Source organism: Qipengyuania sp. SM2512 (genome assembly GCF_054954005.1).
In genome coordinates, this window is the sequence record NZ_CM143134.1 from 2,659,499 (window position 1) to 2,685,314 (window position 25,816).

23 protein-coding genes are annotated in these 25,816 nt (G+C 64.9%); 13 read left to right on the forward strand and 10 right to left on the reverse strand.

Annotated features, from left to right (window positions below):
• Positions 1–2 precede the first annotated feature (2 nt).
• From ACQ5J0_RS13250 to ACQ5J0_RS13260, 3 genes are all read right to left on the reverse strand, one after another.
• On the reverse strand, positions 3–629 hold the full coding sequence (locus ACQ5J0_RS13250) for a TadE/TadG family type IV pilus assembly protein (RefSeq protein WP_462567989.1): 627 nt from the start codon (positions 627–629) through the stop codon (positions 3–5).
• 32 nt (positions 630–661) lie between these two features.
• The gene (locus ACQ5J0_RS13255) at positions 662–1,183 is read right to left on the reverse strand and encodes a TadE/TadG family type IV pilus assembly protein (protein ID WP_462567991.1); all 522 of its coding nucleotides are present in this window, start codon (positions 1,181–1,183) and stop codon (positions 662–664) included.
• 104 nt (positions 1,184–1,287) lie between these two features.
• Positions 1,288–3,093, reverse strand: a complete 1,806-nt coding sequence (locus ACQ5J0_RS13260) for a pilus assembly protein TadG-related protein (RefSeq protein WP_462567994.1) — start codon at positions 3,091–3,093, stop codon at positions 1,288–1,290.
• A 174-nt stretch (positions 3,094–3,267) separates the two neighbouring features.
• On the opposite strand from ACQ5J0_RS13260, the gene ACQ5J0_RS13265 reads away from it, so the two are divergent.
• Together ACQ5J0_RS13265 and ACQ5J0_RS13270 are read left to right on the forward strand one after the other, a co-directional pair.
• A complete protein-coding gene (locus ACQ5J0_RS13265; RefSeq protein ID WP_462567996.1) occupies positions 3,268–3,852 on the forward strand; it encodes a hypothetical protein in 585 nt (194 codons plus the stop codon).
• Between the two features lie 28 nt (positions 3,853–3,880).
• On the forward strand, positions 3,881–4,345 hold the full coding sequence (locus ACQ5J0_RS13270) for an EF-hand domain-containing protein (RefSeq protein WP_462567997.1): 465 nt from the start codon (positions 3,881–3,883) through the stop codon (positions 4,343–4,345).
• On the opposite strand, the gene trmFO is transcribed toward ACQ5J0_RS13270, so the two are convergent.
• On the reverse strand, positions 4,342–5,709 hold the full coding sequence (trmFO, locus tag ACQ5J0_RS13275) for a methylenetetrahydrofolate--tRNA-(uracil(54)-C(5))-methyltransferase (FADH(2)-oxidizing) TrmFO (RefSeq protein WP_462567999.1): 1,368 nt from the start codon (positions 5,707–5,709) through the stop codon (positions 4,342–4,344). The genes ACQ5J0_RS13270 and trmFO overlap by 4 nt on opposite strands.
• A gap of 65 nt (positions 5,710–5,774) precedes the next feature.
• Here trmFO and ACQ5J0_RS13280 point away from each other — a divergent pair, with 65 nt between their 5' ends.
• On the forward strand, positions 5,775–6,437 hold the full coding sequence (locus tag ACQ5J0_RS13280; protein ID WP_462568001.1) for a lysoplasmalogenase family protein: 663 nt from the start codon (positions 5,775–5,777) through the stop codon (positions 6,435–6,437).
• A gap of 83 nt (positions 6,438–6,520) precedes the next feature.
• Here the strand turns inward: ACQ5J0_RS13280 and gyrA are convergent, their stop codons facing one another.
• Entirely contained in the window at positions 6,521–9,367 is a 2,847-nt protein-coding gene (gene gyrA, locus ACQ5J0_RS13285; protein WP_462568003.1) for a DNA gyrase subunit A, read from the reverse strand.
• A gap of 327 nt (positions 9,368–9,694) precedes the next feature.
• Between gyrA and ACQ5J0_RS13290 the strand changes: the two genes are divergently transcribed.
• Positions 9,695–11,014, forward strand: a complete 1,320-nt coding sequence (locus ACQ5J0_RS13290; protein WP_462568004.1) for a hypothetical protein — start codon at positions 9,695–9,697, stop codon at positions 11,012–11,014.
• Positions 11,015–11,120: 106 nt separating this feature from the next.
• On the opposite strand, the gene ACQ5J0_RS13295 is transcribed toward ACQ5J0_RS13290, so the two are convergent.
• The gene (locus ACQ5J0_RS13295; RefSeq protein WP_462568006.1) at positions 11,121–11,831 is read right to left on the reverse strand and encodes an NYN domain-containing protein; all 711 of its coding nucleotides are present in this window, start codon (positions 11,829–11,831) and stop codon (positions 11,121–11,123) included.
• Between the two features lie 37 nt (positions 11,832–11,868).
• The gene (locus tag ACQ5J0_RS13300) at positions 11,869–12,507 is read right to left on the reverse strand and encodes a carbonic anhydrase (protein ID WP_462568008.1); all 639 of its coding nucleotides are present in this window, start codon (positions 12,505–12,507) and stop codon (positions 11,869–11,871) included.
• Positions 12,508–12,569: 62 nt separating this feature from the next.
• Here ACQ5J0_RS13300 and lipA point away from each other — a divergent pair, with 62 nt between their 5' ends.
• Entirely contained in the window at positions 12,570–13,523 is a 954-nt protein-coding gene (gene lipA / locus ACQ5J0_RS13305) for a lipoyl synthase (protein ID WP_462568010.1), read from the forward strand.
• A complete protein-coding gene (locus tag ACQ5J0_RS13310) occupies positions 13,523–13,978 on the forward strand; it encodes a type II toxin-antitoxin system RatA family toxin (RefSeq protein WP_462568012.1) in 456 nt (151 codons plus the stop codon). Before lipA ends, ACQ5J0_RS13310 begins: the two co-directional genes overlap by 1 nt.
• Here the strand turns inward: ACQ5J0_RS13310 and ACQ5J0_RS13315 are convergent.
• The gene (locus tag ACQ5J0_RS13315) at positions 13,975–14,475 is read right to left on the reverse strand and encodes a CinA family protein (RefSeq protein WP_462568014.1); all 501 of its coding nucleotides are present in this window, start codon (positions 14,473–14,475) and stop codon (positions 13,975–13,977) included. The two genes, ACQ5J0_RS13310 and ACQ5J0_RS13315, sit on opposite strands and share 4 nt — an antisense overlap.
• Positions 14,476–14,518: 43 nt before the next feature.
• Positions 14,519–15,667 (reverse strand): bifunctional 2-C-methyl-D-erythritol 4-phosphate cytidylyltransferase/2-C-methyl-D-erythritol 2,4-cyclodiphosphate synthase, encoded by a 1,149-nt coding sequence (locus ACQ5J0_RS13320; protein WP_462568016.1) that lies wholly within the window; start codon positions 15,665–15,667, stop codon positions 14,519–14,521.
• A 78-nt stretch (positions 15,668–15,745) separates the two neighbouring features.
• Here ACQ5J0_RS13320 and dusB point away from each other — a divergent pair, with 78 nt between their 5' ends.
• The 7 genes from dusB (at position 15,746) to hflX (ending at position 25,008) form a co-directional block, all read left to right on the forward strand.
• Positions 15,746–16,765: a tRNA dihydrouridine synthase DusB gene (gene dusB / locus ACQ5J0_RS13325; RefSeq protein WP_462568017.1), complete on the forward strand. Its 1,020-nt coding sequence runs from the start codon at positions 15,746–15,748 to the stop codon at positions 16,763–16,765.
• A complete protein-coding gene (locus tag ACQ5J0_RS13330; RefSeq protein WP_462568019.1) occupies positions 16,762–17,835 on the forward strand; it encodes a two-component system sensor histidine kinase NtrB in 1,074 nt (357 codons plus the stop codon). Before dusB ends, ACQ5J0_RS13330 begins: the two co-directional genes overlap by 4 nt.
• Entirely contained in the window at positions 17,832–19,241 is a 1,410-nt protein-coding gene (locus ACQ5J0_RS13335; protein ID WP_462568020.1) for a sigma-54-dependent transcriptional regulator, read from the forward strand. Before ACQ5J0_RS13330 ends, ACQ5J0_RS13335 begins: the two co-directional genes overlap by 4 nt.
• 61 nt (positions 19,242–19,302) lie before the next feature.
• On the forward strand, positions 19,303–21,546 hold the full coding sequence (locus ACQ5J0_RS13340; RefSeq protein ID WP_462568022.1) for a sensor histidine kinase: 2,244 nt from the start codon (positions 19,303–19,305) through the stop codon (positions 21,544–21,546).
• 11 nt (positions 21,547–21,557) lie between these two features.
• Positions 21,558–22,943 carry a nitrogen assimilation response regulator NtrX gene (gene ntrX, locus ACQ5J0_RS13345; protein WP_462568024.1) on the forward strand — a complete coding sequence of 462 codons (1,386 nt, stop codon included), beginning with the start codon at positions 21,558–21,560 and terminating at the stop codon, positions 22,941–22,943.
• Positions 22,944–23,113: 170 nt separating this feature from the next.
• Complete coding sequence (gene hfq, locus ACQ5J0_RS13350) at positions 23,114–23,692, forward strand: RNA chaperone Hfq (RefSeq protein ID WP_462568026.1); 579 nt, start codon at positions 23,114–23,116, stop codon at positions 23,690–23,692.
• A 17-nt stretch (positions 23,693–23,709) separates the two neighbouring features.
• Positions 23,710–25,008: a GTPase HflX gene (gene hflX / locus ACQ5J0_RS13355; RefSeq protein WP_462568027.1), complete on the forward strand. Its 1,299-nt coding sequence runs from the start codon at positions 23,710–23,712 to the stop codon at positions 25,006–25,008.
• On the opposite strand, the gene mazG is transcribed toward hflX, so the two are convergent.
• Positions 25,005–25,775, reverse strand: coding sequence for a nucleoside triphosphate pyrophosphohydrolase (mazG, locus tag ACQ5J0_RS13360; RefSeq protein ID WP_462568029.1), 771 nt, complete (start codon positions 25,773–25,775; stop codon positions 25,005–25,007). The two genes, hflX and mazG, sit on opposite strands and share 4 nt — an antisense overlap.
• Positions 25,776–25,816: the final 41 nt, after the last annotated feature.

Below are 25,816 nucleotides of genomic sequence, written 5' to 3' on the forward strand. Positions count from 1 at the left end.
GGTCAGCAGCTCGACGGCGTCACACCCGAAACCGGGTAGACGCCGTTGTCGCCGCCGACCGTGTCGCGCCGGTCGCGAACCATCATCGAGCCGATTTCGATCATTGAGGTGCTGGGTGCAAGATGTTCGCCCAGCAACGGTTGGTACTCGTAATACACCTCGACGAACATGGTGACGCCATTGTCGGGCGCAATTGCCTCTCGGCCCGCGATTCCCATACCTGCCAGGTCCGTGTCGCCGGCGTCGCCGAAGGTTGATTCATGCGCCGTCTTCGCGCCGTGACAGCGCTGCCATCGAATGCGGTAAGTCCCGTCGTCATTGGGGTTCGCCATCGGCTCAAGGCTCGAGATGATCACCCGGCCGTTCTCGTAGAGATCGAGTTCCCCGCCTTGCAGTCCCGCGCCGATAAAGAGGTCGTTGATATCCGCCTCGCTGATACGCTTGGCCGAAAGCTGACTGCCCGACCCGATCCGCGCAGCATTGTCTGCCAGATGCAGCGCAAGCTGGCTCATTCGCATCTTGGTTGTGATGTAATGGGTTAGTTCGGCACCCGTCAGGCTCAGCGTGAGCAGTACCGGCGCCGCGAACGCGAACTCGACCAGTGCGAGACCACCAGTATCGGAACGCAAGCGTTGCAGCAAGGAGGAGCGTGGGCTTCGGCTCATGGACAATTGCGCACCTGCGGCGCCTCATAGCTGCCCTGATCGCCATAGGGCTGGTTGCGCAGCACAGTCGATGCGCTCAATTTCGTCGTGTCTGAACCACCGATAAAGCCGTGGATCGGGAAAAAGCGGGGGTAGCTCAACCTCACGGTGTAGAGTGTGGCATCCTTGGCGCCGCCCTGGCCATCGTTGCCGCCGTCAGGGTCCCATACGTCGTTGTGATTTTCATCGTCATAGGGCTCGCCGGCGTCGCAGGTGCCGTTTGCGTTGGTGTCGGTCCAGTTTTCCGCGCGCGCTGCGGCGGCGTCGCTGAACGTGCGGTAGAAGCGCCGGTAGAATCTGATGTCTGCGTCGCCGACTAGCGGCGTTACCTGATCGCGAACTTTCTGGTCGATAGCAGCGCGGACGTCCGCGTCGGTTCCGAGCTCGAGGGAGGCATCTCGCGCGGCCTTTTGCAGCGTCCCCTCCAAGATCGAGCGCGTATAGAGCGTATGAGCCATGTCAAACGCGCCCAGCAGCATGATACACAACACCGGCGCCACGATCGCGAATTCGACGAGGGTTGTTCCCTCTGCAGCGCCTGTCAGAGCGCGAGGGCGCAGGCGCCTGAAGGCAGTGGCTAGCGTCACCGGGTGAGCCTGAGCTGGGATATCTCGTCCGCGATCGAACGGAAGGTCTGCTGTATTGTCGCTGCATTGGTGGCGTGGAAGTAGCGGCCCGAGGTTGCGCAATTGCGCAGCCGCGTCACCGTATCGCTCGCTACCGAACCGAACGAGATGACCCATAGTGTGATGTTCTTGTTTTTCACTGCGGAGCAAAGCGCTGCGAAGCGCAGGTCAACCTGTTCGTCTTGCGCCGCTCGCGACGTATCGGTGGTGTGGCGGCGATCGAACCACGGAATGCCGTAGGCCGTATAGTTTTCCGACGAGGTCACAGTATCGCCGTCGGTCATGAAAATGAGGTGCCGTTCGATCTCCCCCCCTTCGGACGCGTATTCATTCTCGGCTCTGAACAGACCGGTAGGCGACAGCAAACGCGCGCCCCACAACAGGCCGATGTCGTGGTAGGTATTGCCCGAGGGCGTCAGGCTGTTGACATAGGAATCGAAGCCGCTCGCATCGGTCCAGGCTTGCAGTTTGCGCGCCGGCGTGGGGCAGAAGTAGCCGGAAGTATTGGTGTAATTGTCCGTCGTGCTGCTCACCCGAGCGCGATCCCAATTCCCTGAGCCGCTTTTGCGCGTGTAGATCAGATCCGGAAGTGCCGGCCCCCACTGGGTGCTGGTGTCCCCGGTCGGCACGAGATCGATGTCGAGATCCTTTGCGCCCGCGGGTATTGGCGTGAAATCGGTCGTCCGAACGGTCTGGCGCTCCTCGATGCAACCATCCCAATCAATCGTTTTGTCGCTTCCGTCATCGGCAATTGGCCACACGAAGCTGTTGCGCCATGCCGTACCGTCCTTGAGCAGTCCGACATCGACTGGTAGCTGGTCGTATTCCCAAGCCGGAACGAGTCCGCGAGACTGATATCTGCAGTAGTAATCGCCTCTGTAATTGATCTTATCGACCTGGTACTGCGTTTCTGCATTGTTTGCGGGTGGGTTTGAGCAGCTTCCGTAGTAGCTGGAGTTTGAGTAGCCGTAGGTGGACCAACTCCCCCAGCCAGTTCCTACTCGCCTGCGGGTTTGATAGTTCCAGCTGTTGGCCAGGTAATTTGTGGGCAATACGCGGCCAACGTTCACATTCGTGGCATAGGGTACGAAGCCGAAACGGATCTGGACCTGATCGCCGGTGCCGCCGCTGGGTGCGCCCGTGGTGCAGTTAGCGTCGGTGTCGAGGCGCGCGACGATTTCGTAGAAACATTTCACTGCGACCCGCAACGACTGGATTTTTGTCTGGGAATCGCCCGATGGGCGTTCACCCATCGATCCGGTGACGTCGAGAACGAACATCACATCCGTGTTGGGCAAGCGCATTTCCGCATCGCAGGTGACGGTCAGCGTCTGGCTCTCCTTGCCAAAAACCTGCATCAGCGTCATCGGCACGGTGGCCGATGCCGTGCCCATGACTTTGCCCGCATCTTCGGTGAAACTGCGTGTTAAACCGGTCGCCCCATAGGGATCCGCTTGGATGTTGGCGTCGAAGAATCCTTCGGCGGCGTCGCGGGCGGCATAACTGTCAAAGTTCCACACGCCGGCGCCCATCGCCTTTCGTCCCGCCAAAGCCCCAGCGTCGCAGGCGTGTTGCAAGCGCGTCTTGACGATGTACATGCGGCTCATGTCGACACCGCCGCCAACCAAGCCGATCAAAGGCAGGAGCGCAGCGGCCGCAATCGCCAGCGTGTTGCCCGCTTCATCGGCGCGCAAACGCGAAAGGAAGCCCGTTCTAGGCTCGGTCTTCGCCGTTTCCTTTGAGCTGTCGCGGCATCCGCGCATGACGATTGTCCCCTAATTGGGGCTACACATAAGGTCATCAGGCCCAATAAAAGGTGGATAGGCGTGGTTAACGAAAGCTTGCCGCTCGAGGAAAGACCTGTGCGCACCGAAACCAGCGACTTGTCGCTAGCTTCCCGCACTGCCCTGGCGTGGTCCCGAGGGCGCACCCGGGATGTGCTGGATCCGCTGCTCGCGCTCGATGATCGCCTGGCCCGGATCATCGCGACGATACGCGAGCCGATGCTGGCGCAGATGCGGCTCGCGTGGTGGCGCGACCGGCTGAGCGAGCCGCCCGGGCTGCGGCCGAAGGGCGATCCGGTGCTCGATGCGATCGGTATCCTCTGGCAGGGCGAGGAGGCCGCGCTGGTTGCGCTGGTGGATGGCTGGGAGGAACTGCTCGGCGAAGCGCCGCTGAGCGAAGGTGCCTTCGAGCGCTTCGCCGATGGAAAGGCCGAGAGCTTTGCTGCCTGTGCGCGGCTTGCGGGAGCGGCCGGTCATGCGGACGCCGCGCGGCAGGCGGGCCGGCTCTATGCTCTGGGGGACTGCCTCCCGCGCCTGTCCGACCCCGTCGAGCGTGCGCGGCTGCAGGAGATTGCCGCGGCGAGCACAGGCCGTCCCACCCCAATGCCTCGCTCCCTGCGCCCGCTCGCTATCCTCGGGGGGCTGGGCGCGCGGGTGCTGCGGCGGGGAGAAGGCCCCCTGTTCGGCGACCGCGGCAGCGCGCTGCTTGCGACACGGCTTGGCATATTGGGGCGTTAGGGTAGTTTGCGCTTCGGAGGTGGCGCCGATGAACCGCATCGCATTGGGAGCGATCCTGGCACTCGTGCTGACCGGAGTGGGCCTGTTCTGGTGGCAGGGGAGGGCGGAAGTCGAACGCGGCGCGCCGCCGCCGCTCCCGCTCGAGACCGCCGAATTCGCCGACGAACTCGAATTGCCGCATGCGGTGGTGGGGGATCTGCTGGGTCCCGAACCGCCGCAAGCCACCGAACTGACCCGCGAACAGCGCCGCTTCTTCCGCTACGACCGCGATCGCGACCTCAGGATCACCCGCAATGAAATGCTGTCCAGTCGCACCGACGCCTTTCGCAAGCTCGATATCGACGGCAACAATCTGCTGACCTTCGAGGAATGGGCGGTGGCCACTGTGGACCGATTCGAGGGCGCGGATACAGATGGCAACGACTGGCTGACTCCGACCGAATTTGCGACCACGCGGCCCAGGCTGCGCAGTACTCCGGCCTGCCGCTGCTAGGCTGGCACGAGCATGGCCTGTTCAATCCATGCACCGAAATCGGACTTTGCCCGCGAGGTGTAGGCTTCCTTGCGCTGTTTCTTCTTCACGTCGTGCAGCGGCGGGAAAAGGCCGAAATTGACGTTCATCGGCTGATAGGTCTCGGCTTCGGCATCGCCGGTGATATGCGACAGCAGCGCGCCGAAGGCCGAGGTGCGCGGCGGCCCCTGCCAGTCGCGCCCGGCCAGCTCGTTCGCGGCCATCAGTCCGGCCATCAGGCCGATCGCTGCGCTTTCGACATAGCCCTCGCACCCCGTAACCTGCCCGGCGAAGCGGATGTGTGAAGCGTTGCGAAGCCGCAACTCCCTGTCGAGCACCAGCGGCGAGTTGAGGAAGGTGTTGCGATGCAGGCCCCCCAGCCGCGCGAATTCGGCATTCTGCAGCCCGGGAATGGTGCGGAACAGCTCGATCTGCGCACCGTATTTCAGCTTGGTCTGGAAGCCGACCATGTTCCACAAAGTGCCGAGCTTGTTGTCCTGGCGCAGTTGAACCACGGCATAGGGCCAGCGGCCTTGCGGAAATTCGGGGCAGGCGGTGCGCGGATCGTCGAGACCGACCGGCTTCATCGGGCCGTAGCGCAGCGTATCGACCCCGCGCGAGGCCATCACCTCGATCGGCATGCAGCCTTCGAAATAGGGCGTGTCCTTTTCCCATTCGCGGAATTCGGTCTTTTCGCCGTCCATCAACCCCTGATGGAAGGCGAGGTATTCGTCCTTGGTCATCGGGCAGTTGATATAGTCGCCTTCCTCGTTGGAGGCGGAATTCCGCTTGTTCCAGCGCGACTGGATCCAGCAGATGTCCATGTCGATGCTCTCGCGGTGGACGATCGGGGCGATGGCATCGAAGAACGCCAGCCGGTCCTGCCCGGTGGCCGCGACGATGCTCTGCGCGAGCGACTGCGCGGTCAGCGGGCCGGTCGCCACGATCGTCGGTCCATCGGCTGGGAGGGCGTCGATCCGCTCGCGGACGATGGTGACGTTGGGATGCGCCGCCAGCGTGCGTTCGACCTCCACGCTGAACGCGTTGCGGTCGACCGCCATTGCCGAGCCCGCCGGCACCCGCGCGGTCTCGCCGGCGCGCATGATCAGGCTGTCGAGCCGGCGCATCTCGTGGTGGAGCAGGCCGACCGCGTTCTTCTCGTCGTCGTCGGAGCGGAAGGAGTTGGAGCACACCAGCTCGGCGAGCCCCTCGGTGTGGTGCGCGGGCGTGGTGTCGCCGCTCCCGCGCATTTCGGACAGGCGGACGCGGTAGCCGCGCTGCGCGAGTTGCCAGGCGGCTTCGCTTCCGGCGAGCCCGCCGCCGATGATGTGGATGTCGTGTGTCATTGCGCCAACGCCCTAGAACCGCGGGGCACTATCGTTCAAGGCTTGTCGGCGGGAGGAACTGCCGAATGCCCAGACGCGCCCTGAGCGAACACCGCCCCTATCTGCTGCTCAGCCTGCTCGCCGGGATCAGCTATTTCTTCGTCGCAGACAGCGCCATCGGCGGTGCCTGGCTGATGGTGTGGAAGGGCGCCGCCGTCGCCTTCCTTGCGGTCTATGCGACGCAAAGGGGCAGGGGTCTCGATGGGGCGCTGATCGCAATCGTCATGGCGCTGGGCGCGCTGGGCGACGTCGCGATCGAAATCGACCTGATCGCCGGCGGCGCGGGTTTTGCGCTGGCGCATCTGGTCGCGATTGCGCTCTATCTGCGCAATCTGCGGATCAAGCGCCCGGGCAGTCAGAACGCCGCGGCACTGGCGCTGGCGGTGTTTGCGCCGCTGTTGGCCTGGCTGATCACCCGGAACGATCCCGACTGGGAAATCGCGACGGGCTACGCCGCGCTTCTCGGGCTGATGGCGGCGACCGCCTGGCTCAGCCGTTTCCCGCGTTATCGGGTTGGACTGGGCGCGGTGCTGTTCATCGTTTCGGACCTGCTGATCCTCGGCGGCGAGGCGGGCGGGCTCGACCCCGCGGTTGCCGGGTGGCTGATCTGGCCGCTCTATTATGCGGCGCAGTTCCTGATCGTGACCGGGGTGGTGCAGACGCTGCGGGTGAAGCCAACCGCCGGCTGAGCCGGGCCGAATCCGAGCGCCTTTTGCTCGAATTCGACCGACAGCTTACCGGGCGCGATTGTCGAATTCGACATTCGACAGGATCAACCGCCCGGTTCGCCCTCGATGTTCTTGTCCGAATGGGCCGTGGTGTGCGGCTCGGTGACCTGCGCCTCGCGATCGGCGATCTCTTCCGCGATCGCTTCCTCGGCGGGGTTTTCGGGCTCCTCTGTCTCGTCGATCAGCGCCGCGCCGACGATATGCTCGCCCTTGGCAACGTCGAAGATCCGGATACCCGAGGATGTCCGGCCATAGACCGCGATGCCCTTGTGGTCGTCGAAGCCCCCCGGGACCAGATGGCGGATCTCAATCGGCAGGCGGATCAGCTTGGCCTGATCGGTCACCAGCATAAGCTGCGAGCCGTGGCTCACCGGGAAGCTGGCGACGACCGGACCGTTGCGATCGGGGTTGCTCGAGGGCTCGCCGATATTGGTCAGGCCCTGACCGCCGCGGCCGATGGTGCGGTATTCGTAGGCCGAGGAGATCTTGCCATAGCCATTGGCGGTGAGGGTGAGGATGAACTCCTCCTTCTCCGCCATCTCGGCCGCTTCCTCTGCGGACAGCGTCGCCTCGGCATCGTTGTTCTTCCAGGCGGCGGCGCGCAGATAGGCCTCGCGCTGCTCGGGGCCGTAGCGATGCGCTTCGAGCACCGCCATCGAGACGACCTTGGCGTCCTTGCGCAGAGTCATGCCGCGCACGCCGATCCCGGTGCGGCTCTTGGTTTCGCGCGCGTCGGAAGCGGCGAAGCGGATCGCCTTGCCTGCGTCGGATGCCAGGAACACCTCCTGGCCTTCGGACAGCAGCTTGACGCCGATCAGCCGGTCGCCGCTGCCCTCGACGAAGCCCATCGCGTATTTGCCGTTCGAGGGGATGTTGGTGAAGGCATCCATGGAATTGCGCCGCACCATGCCCTGCTCGGTGGCGAAGACGATGTTGAGCGCGCTCCACTCGCTTTCGTCCTCTGGCAGCGGGAGCACGTTGGTGACGCGCTCCTCGTCGCCCAGCGGCAGCAGATTGACCATCGGGCGGCCCTTGGTCTGCGGCCCGCCCTCGGGCAGTTTCCACACCTTGAGGCGGTAGACGCGGCCGGTGTTGGTGAAGAAAAGCACGGGGTTGTGGGTCGAAGTGACGAACAGTTCGACGATCGCATCCTCGTCCTTGGTCGCCATTCCGGCGCGGCCCTTGCCGCCGCGCGCCTGGGCGCGGAAGGTCGAGAGCGGGGTGCGCTTGATATAGCCGTCGTGGGTGACCGTCACGACCATCTCGTCGCGCTCGATCAGGTCCTCGTCTTCCAGCCCATCCCAGGCCGGAGCGATCTCGGTGACGCGCGGGGTGGCGTAGAGGTCGCGGACTTCCTGCAACTCGTCGCGCAGCACGCCGTAGAGCTTCACCCGGTCGGCGAGAATCGAGAGATATTCCTCGATCGCATCGGCCAGCACCTTGAGTTCGCCGCCGATCTCGTCGCGTCCCAGCGCGGTGAGGCGGTGGAGCCGCAGGTCGAGGATGGCCTTCACCTGCCGTTCGGAGAGGCGATAGGTACCGCCCGCCTGTTCGGCATCGGGCTCGATCGCCTCGATCAGGCGGATATATTGCGCGATATTGCCGATCGGCCATTCGCGCGTGAGCAGCTTGGCGCGCGCCTCGGCGGGGGTGGAAGCGCCGCGGATGATCGCGACCACCTCGTCGAGATTGGACACCGCGACCACCAGCCCGAGCAACATATGGGCGCGGTCGCGCGCCTTATTGAGCTCGAACTTGGTCCGCCGCGTGATGACCTCTTCGCGGAAGGTGATGAAGGCCTGGATGATGTCGCGCAGCGCCAGCGTCTCGGGCCGTCCGCCGCGGATGGCGAGCATGTTGGCGGGAAAGCTCGACTGCGCCGGGGTGTAGCGCCAGATCTGGTTGAGCACGACCTCGGGGGAGGCGTCGCGCTTGAGATCGACGACCACGCGCATGCCCTCGCGCGAGCTTTCGTCGCGGATATCGGAGATGCCCTCGATCCGCTTCTCCTTGGCGGCATCGGCGATCTTCTCGACCAGGCCCGACTTGCCGACCTGGAAGGGGATCGACGTAAGGACGATCGACTGGCGGCCTTCGCTCTTGGCGCCGCGGGTCGCCTCGATCTCGTGGCGTGCGCGCATCAGGATCGAGCCGCGCCCGGTGGTGTAGGCCGCCTTGGCGCCGGCATGGCCGAGGATCAGCGGCGCGGTGGGAAAATCGGGCCCGGGGATGATCTCGAACAGCTCTTCCGAGGTGATCGCCGGGTTTTCGATATAGGCGAAACAGCCGTCGATGACCTCGCCCAGATTGTGCGGCGGGATGTTGGTCGCCATGCCGACCGCGATCCCGCCCGCGCCGTTGACCAGCAAATTGGGGAAGCGCGCAGGGAGCACGGTGGGCTCGCGCCGCGAGCCGTCGTAATTGTCCGCGAAATCGACGGTGTCCTTGTCGAGATCGTCGAGCAGCATGTTGGCGACGCGCGCCAGCCGCGCTTCGGTGTAGCGCATCGAGGCGGGCGGATCGGGATCCATCGAGCCGAAATTGCCCTGACCGTCGATCAGCGGCACCCGCAGCGACCAGTCCTGCGTCATCCGCGCGAGCGCCTCGTAGATCGCGGAATCGCCGTGCGGGTGGTAGTTGCCCATCACGTCGCCGACGATCTTGGCGCTCTTGCGATAGGGGCGCCCGGCGACGAAGCCGCCTTCCTGGCTGGCGAAGAGGATGCGGCGGTGGACCGGCTTAAGCCCGTCGCGCACGTCGGGGAGTGCGCGCGCCACGATCACGCTCATGGCGTAATCGAGATAGCTCGTCTTCATCTCGTCGACGATGTCGATGCGGGTGTATCCGCCGCTTGCGGGAGCGGGTTCGAGGATGTCGGTATCGTCGCTCAAAAGAGGTACTGCTTTTCGGTAGTTGAAAGGGCGTATAGCTGCGCCGAACCCTAGGCGGGTTGCCTCGCAAAAGCCACCGATTGCGGGAACCGGCTGCCTGTCTCGCGCGCTTTTTCCACATGTGGCTGGAAAGGCCGGTGTGTGGCGCTTCTGGCCCCGGTTCCCGCCTTGGTCGTGAATGCCGCAAGCAACGGGTATTCAATCGCTATTCAGCCCCGCTAGGGTAGCACGGTTTGCAATTGGATAACAGTCGGGGCATGTCGCCACCGGAATGATCCGGACCAGGGGTGCAATTGGCGCCCGGTCTTATCTTTGGGAGTTAACCTTATGAAATTCCGTTCCTCCACGAAGCGAAGCTCGAGTCTGGCGCTGGCGTTTGCGCTCGCCTCCGGCGCCGTTTTCACCGGCGTACCGCTCGAATCCCCGGCGCAGGCGCAGAAGCAGGAAAAGGCGGCCAAGGCCGATTATTCCAAGGGCTTCATCGCCGCCTACACCCCGGTCAACGAGAACGTCAGCGGCGAGGCGCCCGACTATGCCGCCGCGGCCGCGGCCGCTCCCGGCCTGGTCGCTGCGGTCGAGACCGCCGACGACCGCCATGCCGCGGGCAGCATCCTCTACAGCATCGGCGCGAAGTCCGAGAACGACCAACTGATGGTGCAGGGGCTCGATCTGATGCTCGCAAGCGGCAAGGTTGCGCCCGAGCAGGTCGGACAGTTCCACTGGTCGTCCTATCAATTGAACAATCGCCTGGGCAATACGGATGCCGCGCGCGCGGGCCTCGAGGGGGCCATTGCGGCGAACTACACGCTCGACGCGCAGTTGACCGATGGTTCGACGCGGAGGCTTGGCGCCGATGACATGCATCGCATGATCGCAGACCTCTACTTCGAGGCGGAAGATTATCCGGCCGGCTTCGCCTATCTCGACGAACAGATGGCCGCCCGCGAAGCGGCCGGGCAGCCGATTCCCGAGGCATGGGTCAAGCATGCCTTCGTGACTGCATACAACAATGACTTGCCCGAACAGGCGCGCGATTATTCGCTTCGCTATGTCGAGGCCTATCCGAACAAGACCACCTGGGGCGATGCGATCGCGGTCGCGCTCAACGGAACCCGGTACGAATATCCGGAAATCCTGGATATCCTCCGGCTCTCGCGCCGGACCGACACCTTCCGCGACGGCAGCATGTACACCGAATACATCGAAGCCGCCGACCCGCGCAAATTCCCAGGTGAAGTCCTCGCGGTGATCGACGAGGGCTATGCATCGGGCATGCTCGATCGCAGCGATCCCTATGTCAACGAATCGCGCGCCGAGGCGGAACGCCGGATCCAGGCCGACAAGAACGATCTGCCCGCGTTGCTGGCTGACGCCCGTGCCGCAAATGCCAATCTGGTCACGGTCATGGCTGCGGGCGACACCTTCCTGAGCTACGACCGCGCCGCGGAAGCCGAGGAATTCTACACCAAGGCACTTGCGATGCCGGGGGTGAATACCCCGCTGGTTCTCACCCGGCTGGGCATCGCCCAGCTCGACCAGGGCAAGCGTGCCGAGGCCGAAGCGACCTTCGAAAAGGTGCAGGGCGTGCGCGAGCCGATTGCCGATCTGTGGGCTGTCTACTCCACCCAGCAGAACGCCGGCGGCTAAATCGTCTGCACACAGCTACGATGAAAGGGGCGCGGGACTGAGGGTTCCGCGCCCTTTTTCGTGCGCCTGCTCGTGCGTTTGTGGCTGCTGTTTCCCGGCTTTGCGCTCAGCGCAGGCGTTTGACGTAGGCCTGCCCGGAATCGCGCCGTTCGACCGAGAAATTCGGGATCGATTCGATCAGATCGATCAGCCGCGCAAAGCCGTAATTGCGCGTGTCGAAACTGGAGCGGTTGCCCGCCAACTGGCCGACTTCGGACAGCTTGGCGAAGCCCTTGTCGTCGCGGCGGCTGGCATTGTAGGCATCGACCAGCAGATGCAGCATCTCCTCGTCGATATGCTGCGAGGGCGCTGGCTTGCGCTCTTCCTGCTTCTCCGCCTTCACCAGCGCGTTGACATCGATGAAGCGGCTGCAAGCCTCGCGGAACGCCTCCGGGGTCTTGGCCCCGCCGAAGCCGTAAACTGGGTGGCCGTCCTGGCGGATCCGCATCGCCAGCGGCATGAAATCGCTGTCGCTCGACATGATCCCGAAGCCATGGACGCGGCCGCGATAGAGCAGGTCCATCGCGTCGATCGTCATCTTCATGTCAGTGGCGTTCTTGCCCTTGGTGATGTCGAACTGCTGCTGCGGCTCGATCCCGTACCGGGGCATCCGGTCGATCCAGCCCTTGAGGCTGGTCTTGCGCCAATTGCCATAGGCGCGGCGGATGTTCACCTGACCCAGTTCGGCGAGCACGGTGAGCACCGGGTCGATCCCCGATGGGCTGGCGTTGTCGGCGTCGATCAGCAGGGCGATGTTGAGTTGGTCGGTCGTGGACATGCCGCCGCCCATGCCGTGCGCTCGCGCGCCATGCAAGTCAGCCGGCAGCGGAAAACAGGCCGCTCGTTTCGTCGAGCCGATGCAGGATGCCGTCCGAGATCGCGAAGAACGCCCCGTGGAGCGCCAGCGAGCCGTCGGCCTCCTTCTCTTGCACGCACGGGAAAGTGCGCAAATTCTCGAGGCTCTTCTTGACCGCCGCCAGTTCCATCGCGCGTTCGGCCTCGCGCCCGGTGGTGCCGAATTCGCGCGCGATCGGTTCGCGGACCTCGTCGAGCATCGCGATCCACTGCGCCACGAAACCGCCTCTGCCGAGCGCCCTGCCGTGCATACTCTGCGTCAGCGCCGCCTGGCACCCGCCGCACAGCCCGTGCCCCATCACCACGATATGCTCGACTTCGAGGAACTGGACAGCGAATTCGAGCGCGGCGGAAACGCCGTGCTGGCCGGGGCTGGTCTCGAAGGGCGGAACCATCGCCGCGACGTTGCGGACCACGAAGATCTCGCCCGGATCGACATCGAAGATCTGCGCCGGATCGACCCGGCTGTCGGAACAGGCGATGACCATCACCTTGGGCGACTGGCCCTCGCGCAGCTCTTCCCAGCGCGCGTGCTGCGTCTGCCAGGTGCCGGTGCGAAAACGCTGATACCCTGCGATCAAATCGTCATAGCTCTTCATGGGCCAAGCTCCTGCCGCGCGGCATTGCCTATGGCAAGCGCGATGCCTAGATGGGCCCCGATATGAATGATCTTTCCACCGCACCCAAGCCCGAGGGCGATCGCCCGGCCCGCCAGCGCAAGCCCGACTGGATCAGGGTGAAGGCCCCGACCGGCAAGGGCTATCACGAGACCCGCCAGCTGATGCGCGGGCTCGATCTCACCACCGTTTGCGAGGAAGCGGCCTGTCCCAACATCGGCGAATGCTGGGAAAAGAAACACGCCACCATGATGATCCTGGGCGATGTCTGCACCCGGGCCTGTGCCTTCTGCAACGTCAAGACCGGGATGCCGCGGATCGTCGATCCGCTCGAGCCGGAGAACGTGGCCACCGCCGCCGCGACTATGGGGCTCGAGCATATCGTCATCACCAGCGTCGATCGCGACGATCTGCCCGATGGCGGGGCGGGGCACTTCGTCAAGGTGATCCAGGCGATCCGGCGCGCGACGCCCAACACCACGATCGAAATCCTAACCCCCGACTTTCGCGGCAAGATGCGCGCGGCGGTCGAGGCGATCTGCGAGGCAGGGCCCGACGTCTACAACCACAATCTCGAGACCGTCCCGCGGCTCTATCCGACCATCCGGCCCGGCGCGCGCTATTACGCCTCGCTGCGGCTGCTCGAAGAGGTGAAGAGCCACGATCCGCTGATCTTCACCAAATCGGGCATCATGCTGGGGCTGGGCGAACAGCGGCTCGAGGTCCATCAGGTGATGGACGACATGCGCAGCGCCGATGTCGATTTCATGACCATGGGGCAGTATCTCCAGCCCACGCCCAAGCACGCCAATGTCGAGGAATTCGTCACCCCCAAGGCCTTCACCGCCTTCGGCTCGATCGCCCGCGCCAAGGGCTTCCTGCAGGTCGCCTCGAGCCCGCTGACTCGCTCCAGCTATCACGCCGGCGACGATTTTGCCGAGATGAAGGCTTCGCGCGAAGCCAAGCTCGCCAAGGGGCGCGCCAGGACCGGCGGCTGATGCCCGGCAGTCGCGAAACCCGCCGGCTTCCCTACAGCTGCGAGCAGATGTTCGATCTGGTCGCCGATGTCGCGCGCTATGACGAATTCCTGCCCTGGGTCGTGGCGACCCGGGTGCGCTCGGACAGTGAAACCGAGATGGTTGCCGACATGCTGGTGGGATTCAAGGCGATCCGCGAGAAGTTTACCTCGCGGGTGGACAAGTCGCGGCCCGAGCGGATCGAAGTCCATTACCTCGACGGTCCCCTGCGCGATCTCGACAACAGCTGGACCTTTCGCCCGACCGAGGATGGCGGCTGCGAGATCGATTTTGCGGTCGATTTCACCTTTCGCAACGCCGTGTTCGAAGCGATCGCGGGGCAGTATTTCGACCGCGCCTTTCGCAAGATGGTCGAGGCCTTCGAGCGGCGCGCGGACGATCTCTATGGCCGCGAAGCCGCGCCCGGCAACGCCTAGGGCAGCAGCAGCTCGAGCGCGCAGATCGTCGCCTCGCGGCGGATCGCGGCGCGGCCCGGACCTTCGAACTGCCTGAGCTCGCCCTCCGGGTCTTTGAGCGAATCGCGGGTGACGCGGGCGAAGACGACCGTGCCGACCGGCTTGTGCGGCGAGCCGCCGCCTGGGCCTGCGACGCCGCTGATCGCAATGGCGACATCGGCATTGCTGCGTTCGAGCGCGCCCTTGGCCATCGCCCAGACGCAGGCCACCGAAACCGCGCCGAAGGTCTCGATGATATCGCTCGGGACCCCGAGCATCTCCATCTTGGCTTCGTTCGAATAGGTCACGTAGCCGCGATCGAGGACGGAAGAGGACCCGGGGATTTCGGTCAGGGCTGCGGCCACCAGCCCGCCGGTGCAGCTTTCGGCGAGCACGACGCTGCGGCCCGCGGCGGCATTTTCCTCGACCACCCGCTCGGCCAGCCGCAGGATCGGCTCCGGAAGCAGGCCTTCGATCATGGCGATGTCGATGTTGGTGCGCAGTGCATGAAGATGGTCCTCGTCATTCGCGGATCAGGGTCGCAACCGCCTGCGCGGCAATACCCTCCGCGCGTCCGGTAAATCCCAGTCCCTCGGTGGTGGTGGCCTTCACCGATACCAGCGTCTTGTCAACGCCGAGCAGTTCGGCGATCCGCGCCCTCATCGCCTCGCGGTGGGGGCCGATCTTAGGCGCCTCGCAGATCAGTGTGAGATCGACATTGCCGATTGCGTACCCCGCCTCGCGCGCCAGAGCGACGGCGTGAACGAGAAACCGGTCGCTGCTCGCACCCTTCCATTGCGCGTCGGACGGCGGGAAATGGCTGCCGATATCGCCTGCGCCGATCGCGCCCAGGATCGCGTCGACGAGCGCGTGGAGCCCCACATCGGCGTCGCTGTGGCCCGCAAGCCCCCGGTCGTGCTCGATCCGGATCCCGCCGAGCCAGAGTTCCTCGCCGGGGGCGAGGCGATGGACGTCGTAGCCCATTCCGGTGCGGATGGCGGGCAGGGCAGTCATGAAATCCTCCGCATAGGTCAGCTTTGCGAGCCTTTCGTCGCCCGCCACCAAGGCAACCGCGCCGCCGGCGGCGCGCAGCACCTGCGCATCGTCCCCGGCGGGATGGTCCGCGCTCCACTCGCGGTGGGCAGCGAGGATGGCGGGGAAGCGGAAGGCCTGGGGGGTCTGCACGCGGCGCAGGCTCTCGCGCTCCGCCGCGCCAGCCATCAGCCCGCCAGAGTCGAGTGCGAGACTGTCGACGACCGGCAGGACCGGGATAGCGCCTGGATGAACCGCAAGCGCTGCCAGCAGCCGCGCGATGACTTCCTGCGGCAGGTCCGGTCGCGCCGCGTCGTGGATTAGCACGTTGTCGCAGGGACTTGCAGCCAGATGTTCGAGCGCATTGGCAACCGAGGCCTGCCGCGTCTCCCCGCCGCTAATCAACTCGATCCCGTCCAGTCCCGCCAAGGCGATGCGCGCAGCCTGTTCACCGTCGGCGGGAATGGCGACCACCACTTGCGAGGCTCCCGCCGCGCGCAAGGCCTCGACCGAATGGCGCACAACGGGCTTGCCGCGCCAGTTCGCGAATTGCTTGGGCGTAGCCTGTCCGGCGCGCAGTCCCTTGCCGGCAGCGACGACGATGGCGGCAAAGGAGGGAAGGGGGGGACTGTCGGACATAGGCGGCGACGGCTAGCCGCTTGCCGAAATTGCCGCAATGCACTATGTCTGCCCAAGAATTAGGCAGATATCCCCTTCATGAGCGCGCATCCCCTCCCTCCGGTCCCGCCGAAGCCGATCCAGATCGGCTCCGTGACCATCGACACGCCGGTCGTGCTGGCGCCGATGACCGGCGTCACCGACCTGCCGTTTCGCAAGCTCGTGCGCCGCTATGGTTCGGGGCTCAACGTCACCGAGATGATCGCCAGCCAGGCCGCGATCCGCGAGACAAGGCAGAGCATCCAGAAGGCCGCCTGGGATCCGATCGAGGAACCGGTCTCGATGCAGCTGGTCGGCTGCGACCCGGAATCGATGGGCGAGGCGGCGCGGCTCAACGCCGATCGCGGGGCGCAGATCATCGACATCAATTTCGGCTGCCCGGTGCGCAAGGTCGTGAACGGTCTCGCTGGCTCCGCCCTGATGCGCGAGGTCCCGCTGGCGACGCGGCTGATGGAGGCGACCGTCGCGGCGGTCGATGTCCCGGTCACGGTCAAGATGCGGATGGGCTGGGACCACGACAGCCTCAATGCCCCCGAGCTCGCGCGGATCGCCGAGGACGTCGGGGTCAAGATGATCACCGTCCACGGCCGCACGCGCAACCAGATGTACAAGGGCAGCGCCGACTGGTCCTTCATCCGCAAGGTCAAGGAAGCGGTTTCCATTCCGGTCATCGTTAACGGCGACATCTGCTCGATCGCCGATTCCGCCGCGGCGCTCGAGCAGTCGGGCGCGGACGGGCTGATGATCGGGCGCGGCGCCTATGGCCGACCCTGGCTGCTGGCGCAGGTGATGCACTGGTGGAAAACAGGCGAGGTTCTGGCGACGCCCGGCTTCGACGAGCAATATTCGGTGCTGGTCGAGCACTATCGCGCGATGCTCGAGCATTACGGCGAGGATGTCGGGGTGAAGTTCGCGCGCAAGCATCTGGGCTGGTACACCAAGGGGATGCACGGCTCTGCCGAGTTCCGCAATCGCGCCAACTTCATCGACGATCCCGTTGAAGTGCTTACGGAAATCGAGCGGTTCTACGAGCCCTTCCTGCAGCGTCGCGCCGCGTGAATCAGGCGGCCGAGGCGCCCGATGCGCGCACGCAGCTTGCCTCGGTCGTTTTCGCCATCATTCTGATCGATCCCGCCGGCATCGTCCGCGAAGCCAACCCCGCGGCCGAGGAACTGCTCGGCAGCAGCGCCGTCCGGCTTGTCGGACGCGGCCTGTTCGACATCCTGCTGATCGCCGATCCCCGAATTGCCGAGGCGCTGCGGAGCACCGACGGGCAGATGATCGCCCGCGGTCTCGCGATCGAGGTCGCGCGGCGCGAGCGGCGCGTCAATCTCACCTGCTCGCCCGTTGCCGGCGATCCCGGCTGGCGGGTGGTGACGCTGTCGGAAACCGGCCAGGAGGACGAGGACCGCGATGCCGAGCGGATCGAACTGCGCGCCCCTACGGTGCTGGCGCATGAGATCAAGAACCCGCTCGCAGCCATTCGCGGGGCGAGCCAATTGCTCACCCGCCGCGCCACGGCAAGGGACAGGCCACTGACGCAATTGATCGCGACCGAGGTGGACCGGATCGCGCAACTGGTCGACCGGATGCAGCAGCTCGGCAGCGCGGCAACCGTGGTTTCGTCCCCCTGCAATTTGCACGAAGCGATCCGCAACGCGGTTGGCACCGTGCGGACATCCCGCGGCAATGACGTCGAGATTGTCGAGGAGTTCGATCCCTCGCTGCCCCCGGTACTGGCCGACCGCGCCGCTCTCGAGCAGATCCTCATCAATTTGATCGCCAACGCCTGCGATGCGGGCGGGGAGGTCGCCAGCCCCCGGGTCGTGGTGCGGACGCGGTTCACCGGCGGGCTGGTGTTCAACGCGATCCGGCTGGGGAAGGTCACGCGGCTGCCGATCGAGGTCAGCGTGATCGACACCGGCCCCGGGATCGACCCGGCCCTTCGCGAGCATGTCTTCGAACCCTTCGTCTCCAGCAAGCCGCAGGGCCAGGGGCTGGGCCTCGCGCTGGTCCGCAAGCTGGTCCGCGACATGGGCGGGCGGATCGCCCACGAACGCGACGATCGGGCGGGGCTGACGCTGTTCCGGATCAACCTGCCGGTGGCTCCCAAGGGGGACGAGAAATGACGCACAGTGTGCTGATCGTCGAGGACGACGCCGCCATCGCCGCCGTCATAGCGGAGGCGCTGGGCGAGGAAGGCTACGACGTCGCGCTGTGCAGCCGGATCGACCGACGCGATGCCTTGCTGGCGGAGCGCAGTTTCGACGTCATGCTGACCGACGTCATGCTGGAGGATGGCGACGGCCTCGCCAGCATCGCCGCGGTCCATGCCGCCGCCCCCCAGATGCCGATCATCGTCTTGAGCGCGCAGAACACGCTCGATACCGCGGTGCGCGCCAGCGACAGCCAGGCGTTCGAATATTTCCCCAAACCCTTCGATCTCGACGAGCTGACCAAGGCGGTTGCCCAGGCGGCTGCGCGCCGGCCGTCGCCGGGCCCGCGATCCGATCCGGCCGAGGATATGCCGTTCATCGGCCGCAGCCAGGCCATGCAGGGGGTCTACCGGATGATCAGCCGGGTGTTGCGCAACGATCTCACCGTGCTGGTCACGGGCGAATCGGGCACCGGCAAGGAGCTGGTCGCCGAAGCCATCCACGAGCTCGGCGCACGCAAGACCGGCCCCTTCGTCGCGGTCAACGCGGCGGCGATCCCGCAGGATCTGATCGAGAGCGAGCTGTTCGGTCATGAAAAGGGCGCCTTCACCGGCGCGCTCAACCAGGCGATCGGCAAGTTCGAACAGGCCAATGGCGGGACCCTGTTTCTCGACGAGATCGGCGACATGCCTGCGCAGGCGCAGACGCGGCTGCTGCGCGCACTGCAATCGGGGCGTATCCGCCGGGTCGGTGGGCGGCACGACATCGCGGTCGATGTCCGGATCATCGCCGCCACCAACCGCAATCTCGCGCCGATGATTGCCGAGGGCAGCTTCCGCGAGGATCTCTACTACCGCCTCAACGTGGTCCCGATTCCCATGCCGCCGCTGCGCGAGCGCCGCGAGGACATCGGCGCTCTGGCCCGCCATTTCCTGGTGCTGGCAGAGCGCGAGGGTCTGCCGCGGCGCTCGATCGACGACGATGCGGTGGCGGCGCTGGCCGAGCGCGAATGGCCGGGCAATGTGCGCGAATTGCGCAATGTGGTGTTCCGGCTCGCTTTGATTGCGCGCAACGAAATCATCGACCGCGCGATCGTGGACGAGAACCTGCCGGGTCTCCGCGCGGTGGAAGGTGGCGGTACGGACGGCGGCTTCGCGAATGCACTGTCGACATGGCTCGCGAACCGGACCGTGCCATCGGGCACCTTGTACCACGCCGCGCTCGCCGAGTTCGAGAAGCCGCTGCTCGAACACGCTATGCGCGAAACCGAGGGCAATCAGGTCCGCGCCGCGCAGCTGCTGGGGATCAATCGCAACACCTTGCGCAAGAAGATCGGCGATCTGGGAATCGAGCCCGATCGCTACGCCCGTCGCCGCTGACGCGCGGACTGCCGATTAATAACTTGCATAATGGCCACACTATCGTTGTAACCCCGCAACGATGGCCACCCAGGTGAACTCACCTCTCCGACAAACCCCGCGTTGGTTGCGCCGCTTTGTGTTGACATCGCGCCGCTCGAACGTGTTCGCCTGGCTCGAAATAGCCTCGGCGCTGGCGGTCGTGGGAATGGTCGTGAGCGGCTATCTCGTATTCACCAATGCTCCGCCGGATGGCCAATTGCTGCCATCGCAGCTGGTCGCGGGCTTGCTGATCGGGACGCTGGTACCGGCGATGGCGCTGCTCGTGCTGCTGGGGCGCCGCATGGCGCTGCGCCGCGCGGCCGGGAGCACGGCGCGGCTGCATGTCCGGCTGGTGTTCTTCTTCTCGCTGATCGCCGCCGTTCCGACTCTGCTGGTGGCGGGGTTCGCCGCCTTTCTGTTCCAGTCGGGGGTGGATTTCTGGTTTTCCGACAGCTCGCGCGGGCTGATGGAGAACACCAACAACCTGGCGCAGAACTATTACGAGGAAAACCAGCTCGACCTGTCGCAGGAGACGGTTTCGATGGCGATGGATATGCGCAGTATCCTGGAGCGCGTCGCCGTCACCGATCCCAATTTTGCGCTGGTCTACGAGTATCAGGCGCAACCGCGCGACGTTAACGAGAGCGCCATTCTTCAGGCCATGCCGGACGGAAGCATGCGCACCGCCGTGGTTTACGGCCTGAGCGAGGGCAGCGATCCGGTCGCCTTCGCCGAAAGCAGCGCCGATCCGCTCGAGGCCGGCGAGGCCGTGGTTGTCCGGGGCTCGGAAGAGCGGATCGAAGCACTCGCCCCGATCGATCGAGGCGCGGGAATATATCTCTACAATGCGCGCAATTCGGAAGGCGACAGCTTCAGGAGCTGGGAAAGCGCGCGTTCCATCACCGAGGCCTATGACGATCTCACCCAGCGCGCCCGTGCTTTGCAATTGCGCTTCAATCTGGCGCTGTTCTTCGTCAGCCTCGGGCTGGTCGGCCTCGCGGTGTGGTTCGCCTTGCGGCTTGCGGACAGGCAGGTCGAGCCGCTGACCGACCTCGTCGCCGCCGCGCGCGAGGTGGGCGGGGGCAATTTCGCGCTGCGCGTCGAAGGGCGCACGGGCGGCGACGAGATCGGCCTGCTCAACCGTGCGTTCAACCGCATGACCGCCCAGCTCGAACGCCAGACCGACGCGCTGGTCACCGCCAATCGCCAGATCGAGGAACGCCGCAGTTTTATCGAGGCAGTGCTCGAATCGGTCAGCGCCGGGGTCATGTCGATCGATCGCGGCGGCGATATCCTGCTGATGAACGGTCCGGCTCAGGCGTTGCTGGGCGATGCGGATAGCGAGCACGATGGCGGCACGCGCAATATCCACGATCTGGCTCCTCAGATTGCGGTGATGGTCGAGGCCGGGCTCGAAAAGGGCATTGTCAGCTATTCCAAGGGCGCAGACCTCTTGACGCTGGCCGTCAAGATCGGACCCGAGCGCGACGGCCATGTGATCACCTTCGAGGACATTACCCGCCAGTTGCTCGATCAGCGGCAGGCCGCCTGGTCGGATGTCGCCCGCCGGATCGCGCACGAGATCAAGAATCCGCTCACTCCGATACAGCTCGCCACCGAGCGGTTGAAGCGGCGCTACCGCAAGCAGATCCTGCAGGATGGCGAACTGTTCGACGATCTGACGAACACCATCGTTCGGCAGGTCGGCGATCTGCGCAAGATGGTGGACGAATTCTCGTCCTTCGCGCGCCTTCCCAAGCCGGTGTTCCGTCCCGAGGATGCGCTCGATCTCGTCCGTCAGGCGCTGTTCCTGCAGGAAGTGGGGCATCCGCATGTCGATTACAGCCTGACCGGCGAGACCGACGGGCCGATCGGCATCCAGTGCGATCGGCATCAGTTCGGCCAGGCGCTGATCAACGTGCTCAAGAACGCGGGCGAGGCGGTGGAAGCGCGCGCCGCCGTGGCGCCGGTCGATTACCGCGGCAAGATCGTGGTGGTCGTCGAGGCGGACGAGACCGCGCTGACCGTCACGGTCGAGGACAATGGCGTCGGGCTGCCCAAGGATCGCGAACGTATTCTCGAACCCTATGTCACCACGCGCGAGAAGGGCACCGGGCTGGGGCTGGCCATCGTGAACAAGATCGTCGAGGAGCATGGCGGCGAAATGGGTTTCCTGGCCCGCGAAGGCGGTGGCACCTGCGTGAGGTTGCGCTTCGCTCGCGACCCGACCCAGCGACCGCCAGCAAACACGTCGCGTTCGAACCCTCCCCAATCGCATGAATGAGGTAGCTTAGCATGGCTCTGGACATCCTGATCGTTGACGACGAACGCGACATTCGCGATCTCGTTGCTGGCGTGCTGAGCGACGAGGGCTACGAGTGCCGCACCGCCGGCGACAGCACCTCGGCGCTCGCCGCGATCGACGAAAAGCGGCCCAGCGTGGTGCTGCTCGATGTCTGGCTGCACGGTAGCCCGATGGACGGGCTCGAGGTGCTCGACGAGATCAAGATCCGCGAGCCGCAGTTGCCGGTGATCATCTTCTCCGGTCACGGCAATATCGACACCGCGGTCGCTGCGGTCAGCCGCGGGGCGCTCGATTTCATCGAAAAGCCCTTCGAGGCGGAACGTCTGCTTCTGCTGGTCGAGCGAGCTACCGAAACCGAGCGGCTGCGGCGCGAGAACACGCGGCTCAAGAGCTATCTCGGGACCGAGGACGAGTTTACCGGCAATTCGGTCGCGATCACGCAGGTGCGCGCGACGCTCAAGCGGGTGGCGGGCACCGGGAGCCGGGTGCTGATCTACGGCCCCGCAGGCGCGGGCAAGGAGGTTGCCGCGCGGCTGCTCCACAGCTGGAGCCCGCGCGCCGATCACGCCTTCGTCACCGTCAATTCGGCGCGGATTACGCCCGAACGGTTCGAACATGAATTGTTCGGCGAGGAGCAGGATGGCAAGCTGGTCCGCGCCGGACTGCTCGAGATGGCGGATGGCGGAACGCTCTATCTCGACGAGGTGGCCGACATGCCGCTCTCGACCCAGGCACGTATCCTGCGCGTGCTCACCGAGCAGAGTTTCGTCCGGGTCGGCGGGTCGCGCCAGATCGGGGTCGATGTCCGCGTCGTCTCATCGACCGCGCGCGATCTGCAGCGCGAAATGGAAGAAAAGCGCTTCCGCGAGGATCTGTTCTACCGGCTCAACGTGGTGCCGGTAGAAGTACCCTCGCTGTCCGAACGGCGCGACGACATCCCCGTTCTGGCCGAGCATTTCTTCGCCCGCTATGCGGCCGAGCAGGGCCTCTCCCCCCCGCAGGTCACCGCAGAAGCGATGGCGGCGCTTCAGGCCTACGACTGGCCGGGCAATGTCCGACAGCTGCGCAATGTCGTCGAGCGGACGATTATCCTCACTCCCCGCGACGAGCTCGACAAGGTCGAGCCGACGATGCTTTCGGGCGAGGTTACCGAAGGCAAGATCGGCGGCGGGCAGGCTATGACGGCGATGATGGGAGCGCCTTTGCGCGAGGCACGCGAAAATTTCGAACGCGAGTATCTCGCGGTCCAGATCCGCCGTTTTTCGGGCAATATTTCCAAGACCGCGACCTTCATCGGGATGGAACGGTCGGCCCTTCATCGCAAGCTCAAGATGCTGGGAATGTCGGAACGTAAGAGTGGGGAGGGTTCGTCCTGATAGCAATCACCGGACGATGCGGAACGCGGAAGCGATAAAAGCATTTGTCTTTTGGGCGGCACGACCCACATTCGCGCATAATTGACGGGCGCGCCCATTCGGTTTCGAGCCGCTTGGGCACCCAGATTGCGGACTGCGCAGAGCGGCCGCCAACAACAGGAGGCAGTTTCATGTCCGAAAAGACCCTATCCGCGCGCCCGCGAGCGGTGAAATCCGTCGAAGCGGAAAAGCCCGCAGCAAAGGCGGAAAAACCCGCAGCCAAGAATGCCGGCGGCAAGCCGCAGAACCTCCAGGATGCGTTTCTCAACCTGCTGCGCAAGAACAAGGTGCCGGTCACCATGTTTCTGGTGAAGGGCGTTAAATTGCAGGGCATCATAACCTGGTTCGACAATTTCTCGATCCTCCTGCGCCGCGACGGGCAGGCGCAGCTGGTCTACAAGCACGCCATTTCCACGATCATGCCGGGCTCTCCGCTCGACGCGGATCAGTTCGCGAAGCAGGGGTCTGGCGCCAAGCAGCGCTTGCTGCAGGACGTGTTCCTCAGCCGGGTGAGCGAGGCCGAGGCGCAGGTGACGATGTTCCTCGTCAACGGCGTGATGCTCCAGGGCCGGATCGCGGCCTACGATCTGTTCTGCATGCTGCTCGAACGCGAGGGCTATGTGCAACTCGCTTACAAACACGCCGTCTCGACGATCCAGCCCGCGACCGCGGTCGATCTGTCGGACGACTGGGAAGGTGAAGAAAACTGAGCTTCGACGACGACCTGTTGGGTGAAGTTTCGCGCGGTGCGCGGGCCCTCGTCATCTGTCCCGATATTCGCGGCCAGTCCTACGAACTCGATGCCGAATCCCGGCTCGAGGAGGCGAAGGGGCTGGCGCTGGCAATCGGGATCGAGATCGCCGAGGGCTTCGTCCTGCCCGTGCGGCAGGTGAAGCCCAATCTGCTGTTCGGTTCTGGTCAGGTCGACAACATCCGCATCCAGTGCGAGCAGGAAGAGGCCGAGCTGGTTGTGGTCGACGGGACGCTGACCCCGATCCAGCAGCGCAATCTCGAAGACAAGCTGGAGCGCAAGGTCATCGACCGCACCGGGCTGATCCTCGAAATCTTCGGTGAACGCGCAGCGACCGCCGAAGGTCGGCTTCAGGTCGAGCTAGCGCATCTCGATTATCAGCAGAGCCGGCTGGTTCGCAGCTGGACCCACCTCGAACGCCAGCGCGGCGGCTTCGGCTTTCTGGGCGGACCCGGCGAGACGCAGATCGAGGCCGACCGCCGTTTGATTCGCGCGCGGATGGCGCAATTGCGCAAGGAGTTGGAACAGGTCCGCAAGACGCGAGCGCTGCACCGCGCGCGGCGGGGTAGGGCGCCCTGGCCGGTGATCGCGCTGGTGGGTTACACCAACGCCGGGAAGTCCACGCTGTTCAACAGTCTGACGGGCTCCGACGTCATGGCGGAAGATCTGCTGTTCGCGACGCTGGACCCGACCATGCGCGCGATCGAGCTGCCGGGCGTCGAAAAGGCGATCCTGTCGGACACGGTCGGGTTCATCTCGGATCTGCCAACGCAACTGGTCGCCGCCTTCCGCGCGACGCTCGAAGAGGTGACCGGCGCCGATGTCATCGTCCATGTCCGCGACATGGCCAATCCCGATGCCGCGGCGCAGAAGCAGCAGGTGCTGCAAATTCTCACCGATCTCGAGGTGATCGACCGCGAGAGCGGGACGAGCGAGATCCCGATCCTCGAGGCCTGGAACAAGTTCGATGCGCTGCCCGAGGAGCGGCGCGCGGAACTGACCGAGATCGCCTCGCACGACGACAAGAGCATTCCGATCTCGGCGCTGACGGGGGAGGGGGTCGAGGCGCTGCTGCAGCGGATCGACGCGCTGCTGACGCTGGATTCGCGCACCTACGCAATCGAGCTGACCGCAAGCGACGGGATGCGCAGCGCCTGGCTGCACCAGCACGGTCAGGTTATCGAGGAAGAGAGCGCCGATCTGGGCGAGGGGCCAGTACGGTTGCTATCGGTGCGGTTGACGCCGAAGGAATTCGGAAGGTTTTCCTCGCTTTAGACGGTTTTGTTCTCGTCCAATTTGACCGCTTGCCAGAGTGCTTCCTGCTGGTCGAGCGTTAGATCCGCGAACCAGGCATCGGCAAGGTCCTCCATCGCACGGAAGCGGCGTTCGAATTTTGCATTGGCCCCGCGCAGGGCTTCTTCGGCGTCGATGCCATAGGCGCGCACCAGATTTACCGCGGCAAACAGAAGGTCGCCGGCTTCCTCCTCGCGGGTTTCCAAAGAGGCGGTCTCAAGCTCCTCGAGTTCCTCGAAGATCTTTGATTTAGGACCTTCCGCATCGGGCCAGTCGAAGCCGACCCGCGCGGCGCGTTTCTGCAGCTTCTGCGCGCGAAGCAGCCCCGGCAGCGCCTTTGCGACCCCGTCCAAAGCACTGGTCGCGCCGGCAGTCTCGCGTTCGGTCTGCTTGAGCTCCTCCCAGCGGGTTTCGCCCATGGTCCCGTCCTCGTCGCCGAAGATATGTGGGTGGCGCGCCTCCATCTTGTCGCAGATCGCGCGCGCGACATCGGCGAAGGAGAAGTGTCCGGCTTCCTCCGCCATGCGAGCGTGGAACACGACCTGGAGCAGCAGATCGCCGAGCTCGCCGCGAAGGTCGGTCATATCGCTGCGCTCGATCGCGTCGACGACTTCGTAGGCTTCCTCGATCGTATAGGGCGCGATCGACTCGAAGCTCTGCGCCAGATCCCATTCGCAGCCGCGCTCGGGATCGCGCAGCCGCGCCATGATGACGAGAAGGCGGGTCAGCTGGAGGGATGCGTCGGACATGCTGGAATGATAATATATATTATGTTAAATGGAGGGCGCCT

Excerpts from the sequence above, each read along its gene's own strand:
- hfq (WP_462568026.1), top strand. The coding sequence starts at position 23,114 with ATGTCCGAAAAGACCCTATCCGCGCGCCCGCGAGCGGTGAAATCCGTC.
- ACQ5J0_RS13280 (WP_462568001.1), top strand. The coding sequence starts at position 5,775 with ATGCCCAGACGCGCCCTGAGCGAACACCGCCCCTATCTGCTGCTCAGC.
- dusB (WP_462568017.1), top strand. The coding sequence starts at position 15,746 with ATGAGCGCGCATCCCCTCCCTCCGGTCCCGCCGAAGCCGATCCAGATC.
- ACQ5J0_RS13320 (WP_462568016.1), bottom strand. The coding sequence starts at position 15,667 with ATGTCCGACAGTCCCCCCCTTCCCTCCTTTGCCGCCATCGTCGTCGCT.
- ACQ5J0_RS13340 (WP_462568022.1), top strand. The coding sequence starts at position 19,303 with ATGGCCACCCAGGTGAACTCACCTCTCCGACAAACCCCGCGTTGGTTG.
- ACQ5J0_RS13260 (WP_462567994.1), bottom strand. The coding sequence starts at position 3,093 with ATGCGCGGATGCCGCGACAGCTCAAAGGAAACGGCGAAGACCGAGCCT.
- mazG (WP_462568029.1), bottom strand. The coding sequence starts at position 25,775 with ATGTCCGACGCATCCCTCCAGCTGACCCGCCTTCTCGTCATCATGGCG.
- ACQ5J0_RS13315 (WP_462568014.1), bottom strand. The coding sequence starts at position 14,475 with ATGATCGAAGGCCTGCTTCCGGAGCCGATCCTGCGGCTGGCCGAGCGG.
- ACQ5J0_RS13300 (WP_462568008.1), bottom strand. The coding sequence starts at position 12,507 with ATGAAGAGCTATGACGATTTGATCGCAGGGTATCAGCGTTTTCGCACC.
- ACQ5J0_RS13270 (WP_462567997.1), top strand. The coding sequence starts at position 3,881 with ATGAACCGCATCGCATTGGGAGCGATCCTGGCACTCGTGCTGACCGGA.
- lipA (WP_462568010.1), top strand. The coding sequence starts at position 12,570 with ATGAATGATCTTTCCACCGCACCCAAGCCCGAGGGCGATCGCCCGGCC.
- ACQ5J0_RS13295 (WP_462568006.1), bottom strand. The coding sequence starts at position 11,831 with ATGTCCACGACCGACCAACTCAACATCGCCCTGCTGATCGACGCCGAC.
- trmFO (WP_462567999.1), bottom strand. The coding sequence starts at position 5,709 with ATGACACACGACATCCACATCATCGGCGGCGGGCTCGCCGGAAGCGAA.
- ACQ5J0_RS13290 (WP_462568004.1), top strand. The coding sequence starts at position 9,695 with ATGAAATTCCGTTCCTCCACGAAGCGAAGCTCGAGTCTGGCGCTGGCG.
- ntrX (WP_462568024.1), top strand. The coding sequence starts at position 21,558 with ATGGCTCTGGACATCCTGATCGTTGACGACGAACGCGACATTCGCGAT.
- ACQ5J0_RS13335 (WP_462568020.1), top strand. The coding sequence starts at position 17,832 with ATGACGCACAGTGTGCTGATCGTCGAGGACGACGCCGCCATCGCCGCC.
- ACQ5J0_RS13255 (WP_462567991.1), bottom strand. The coding sequence starts at position 1,183 with ATGCTGCTGGGCGCGTTTGACATGGCTCATACGCTCTATACGCGCTCG.
- ACQ5J0_RS13310 (WP_462568012.1), top strand. The coding sequence starts at position 13,523 with ATGCCCGGCAGTCGCGAAACCCGCCGGCTTCCCTACAGCTGCGAGCAG.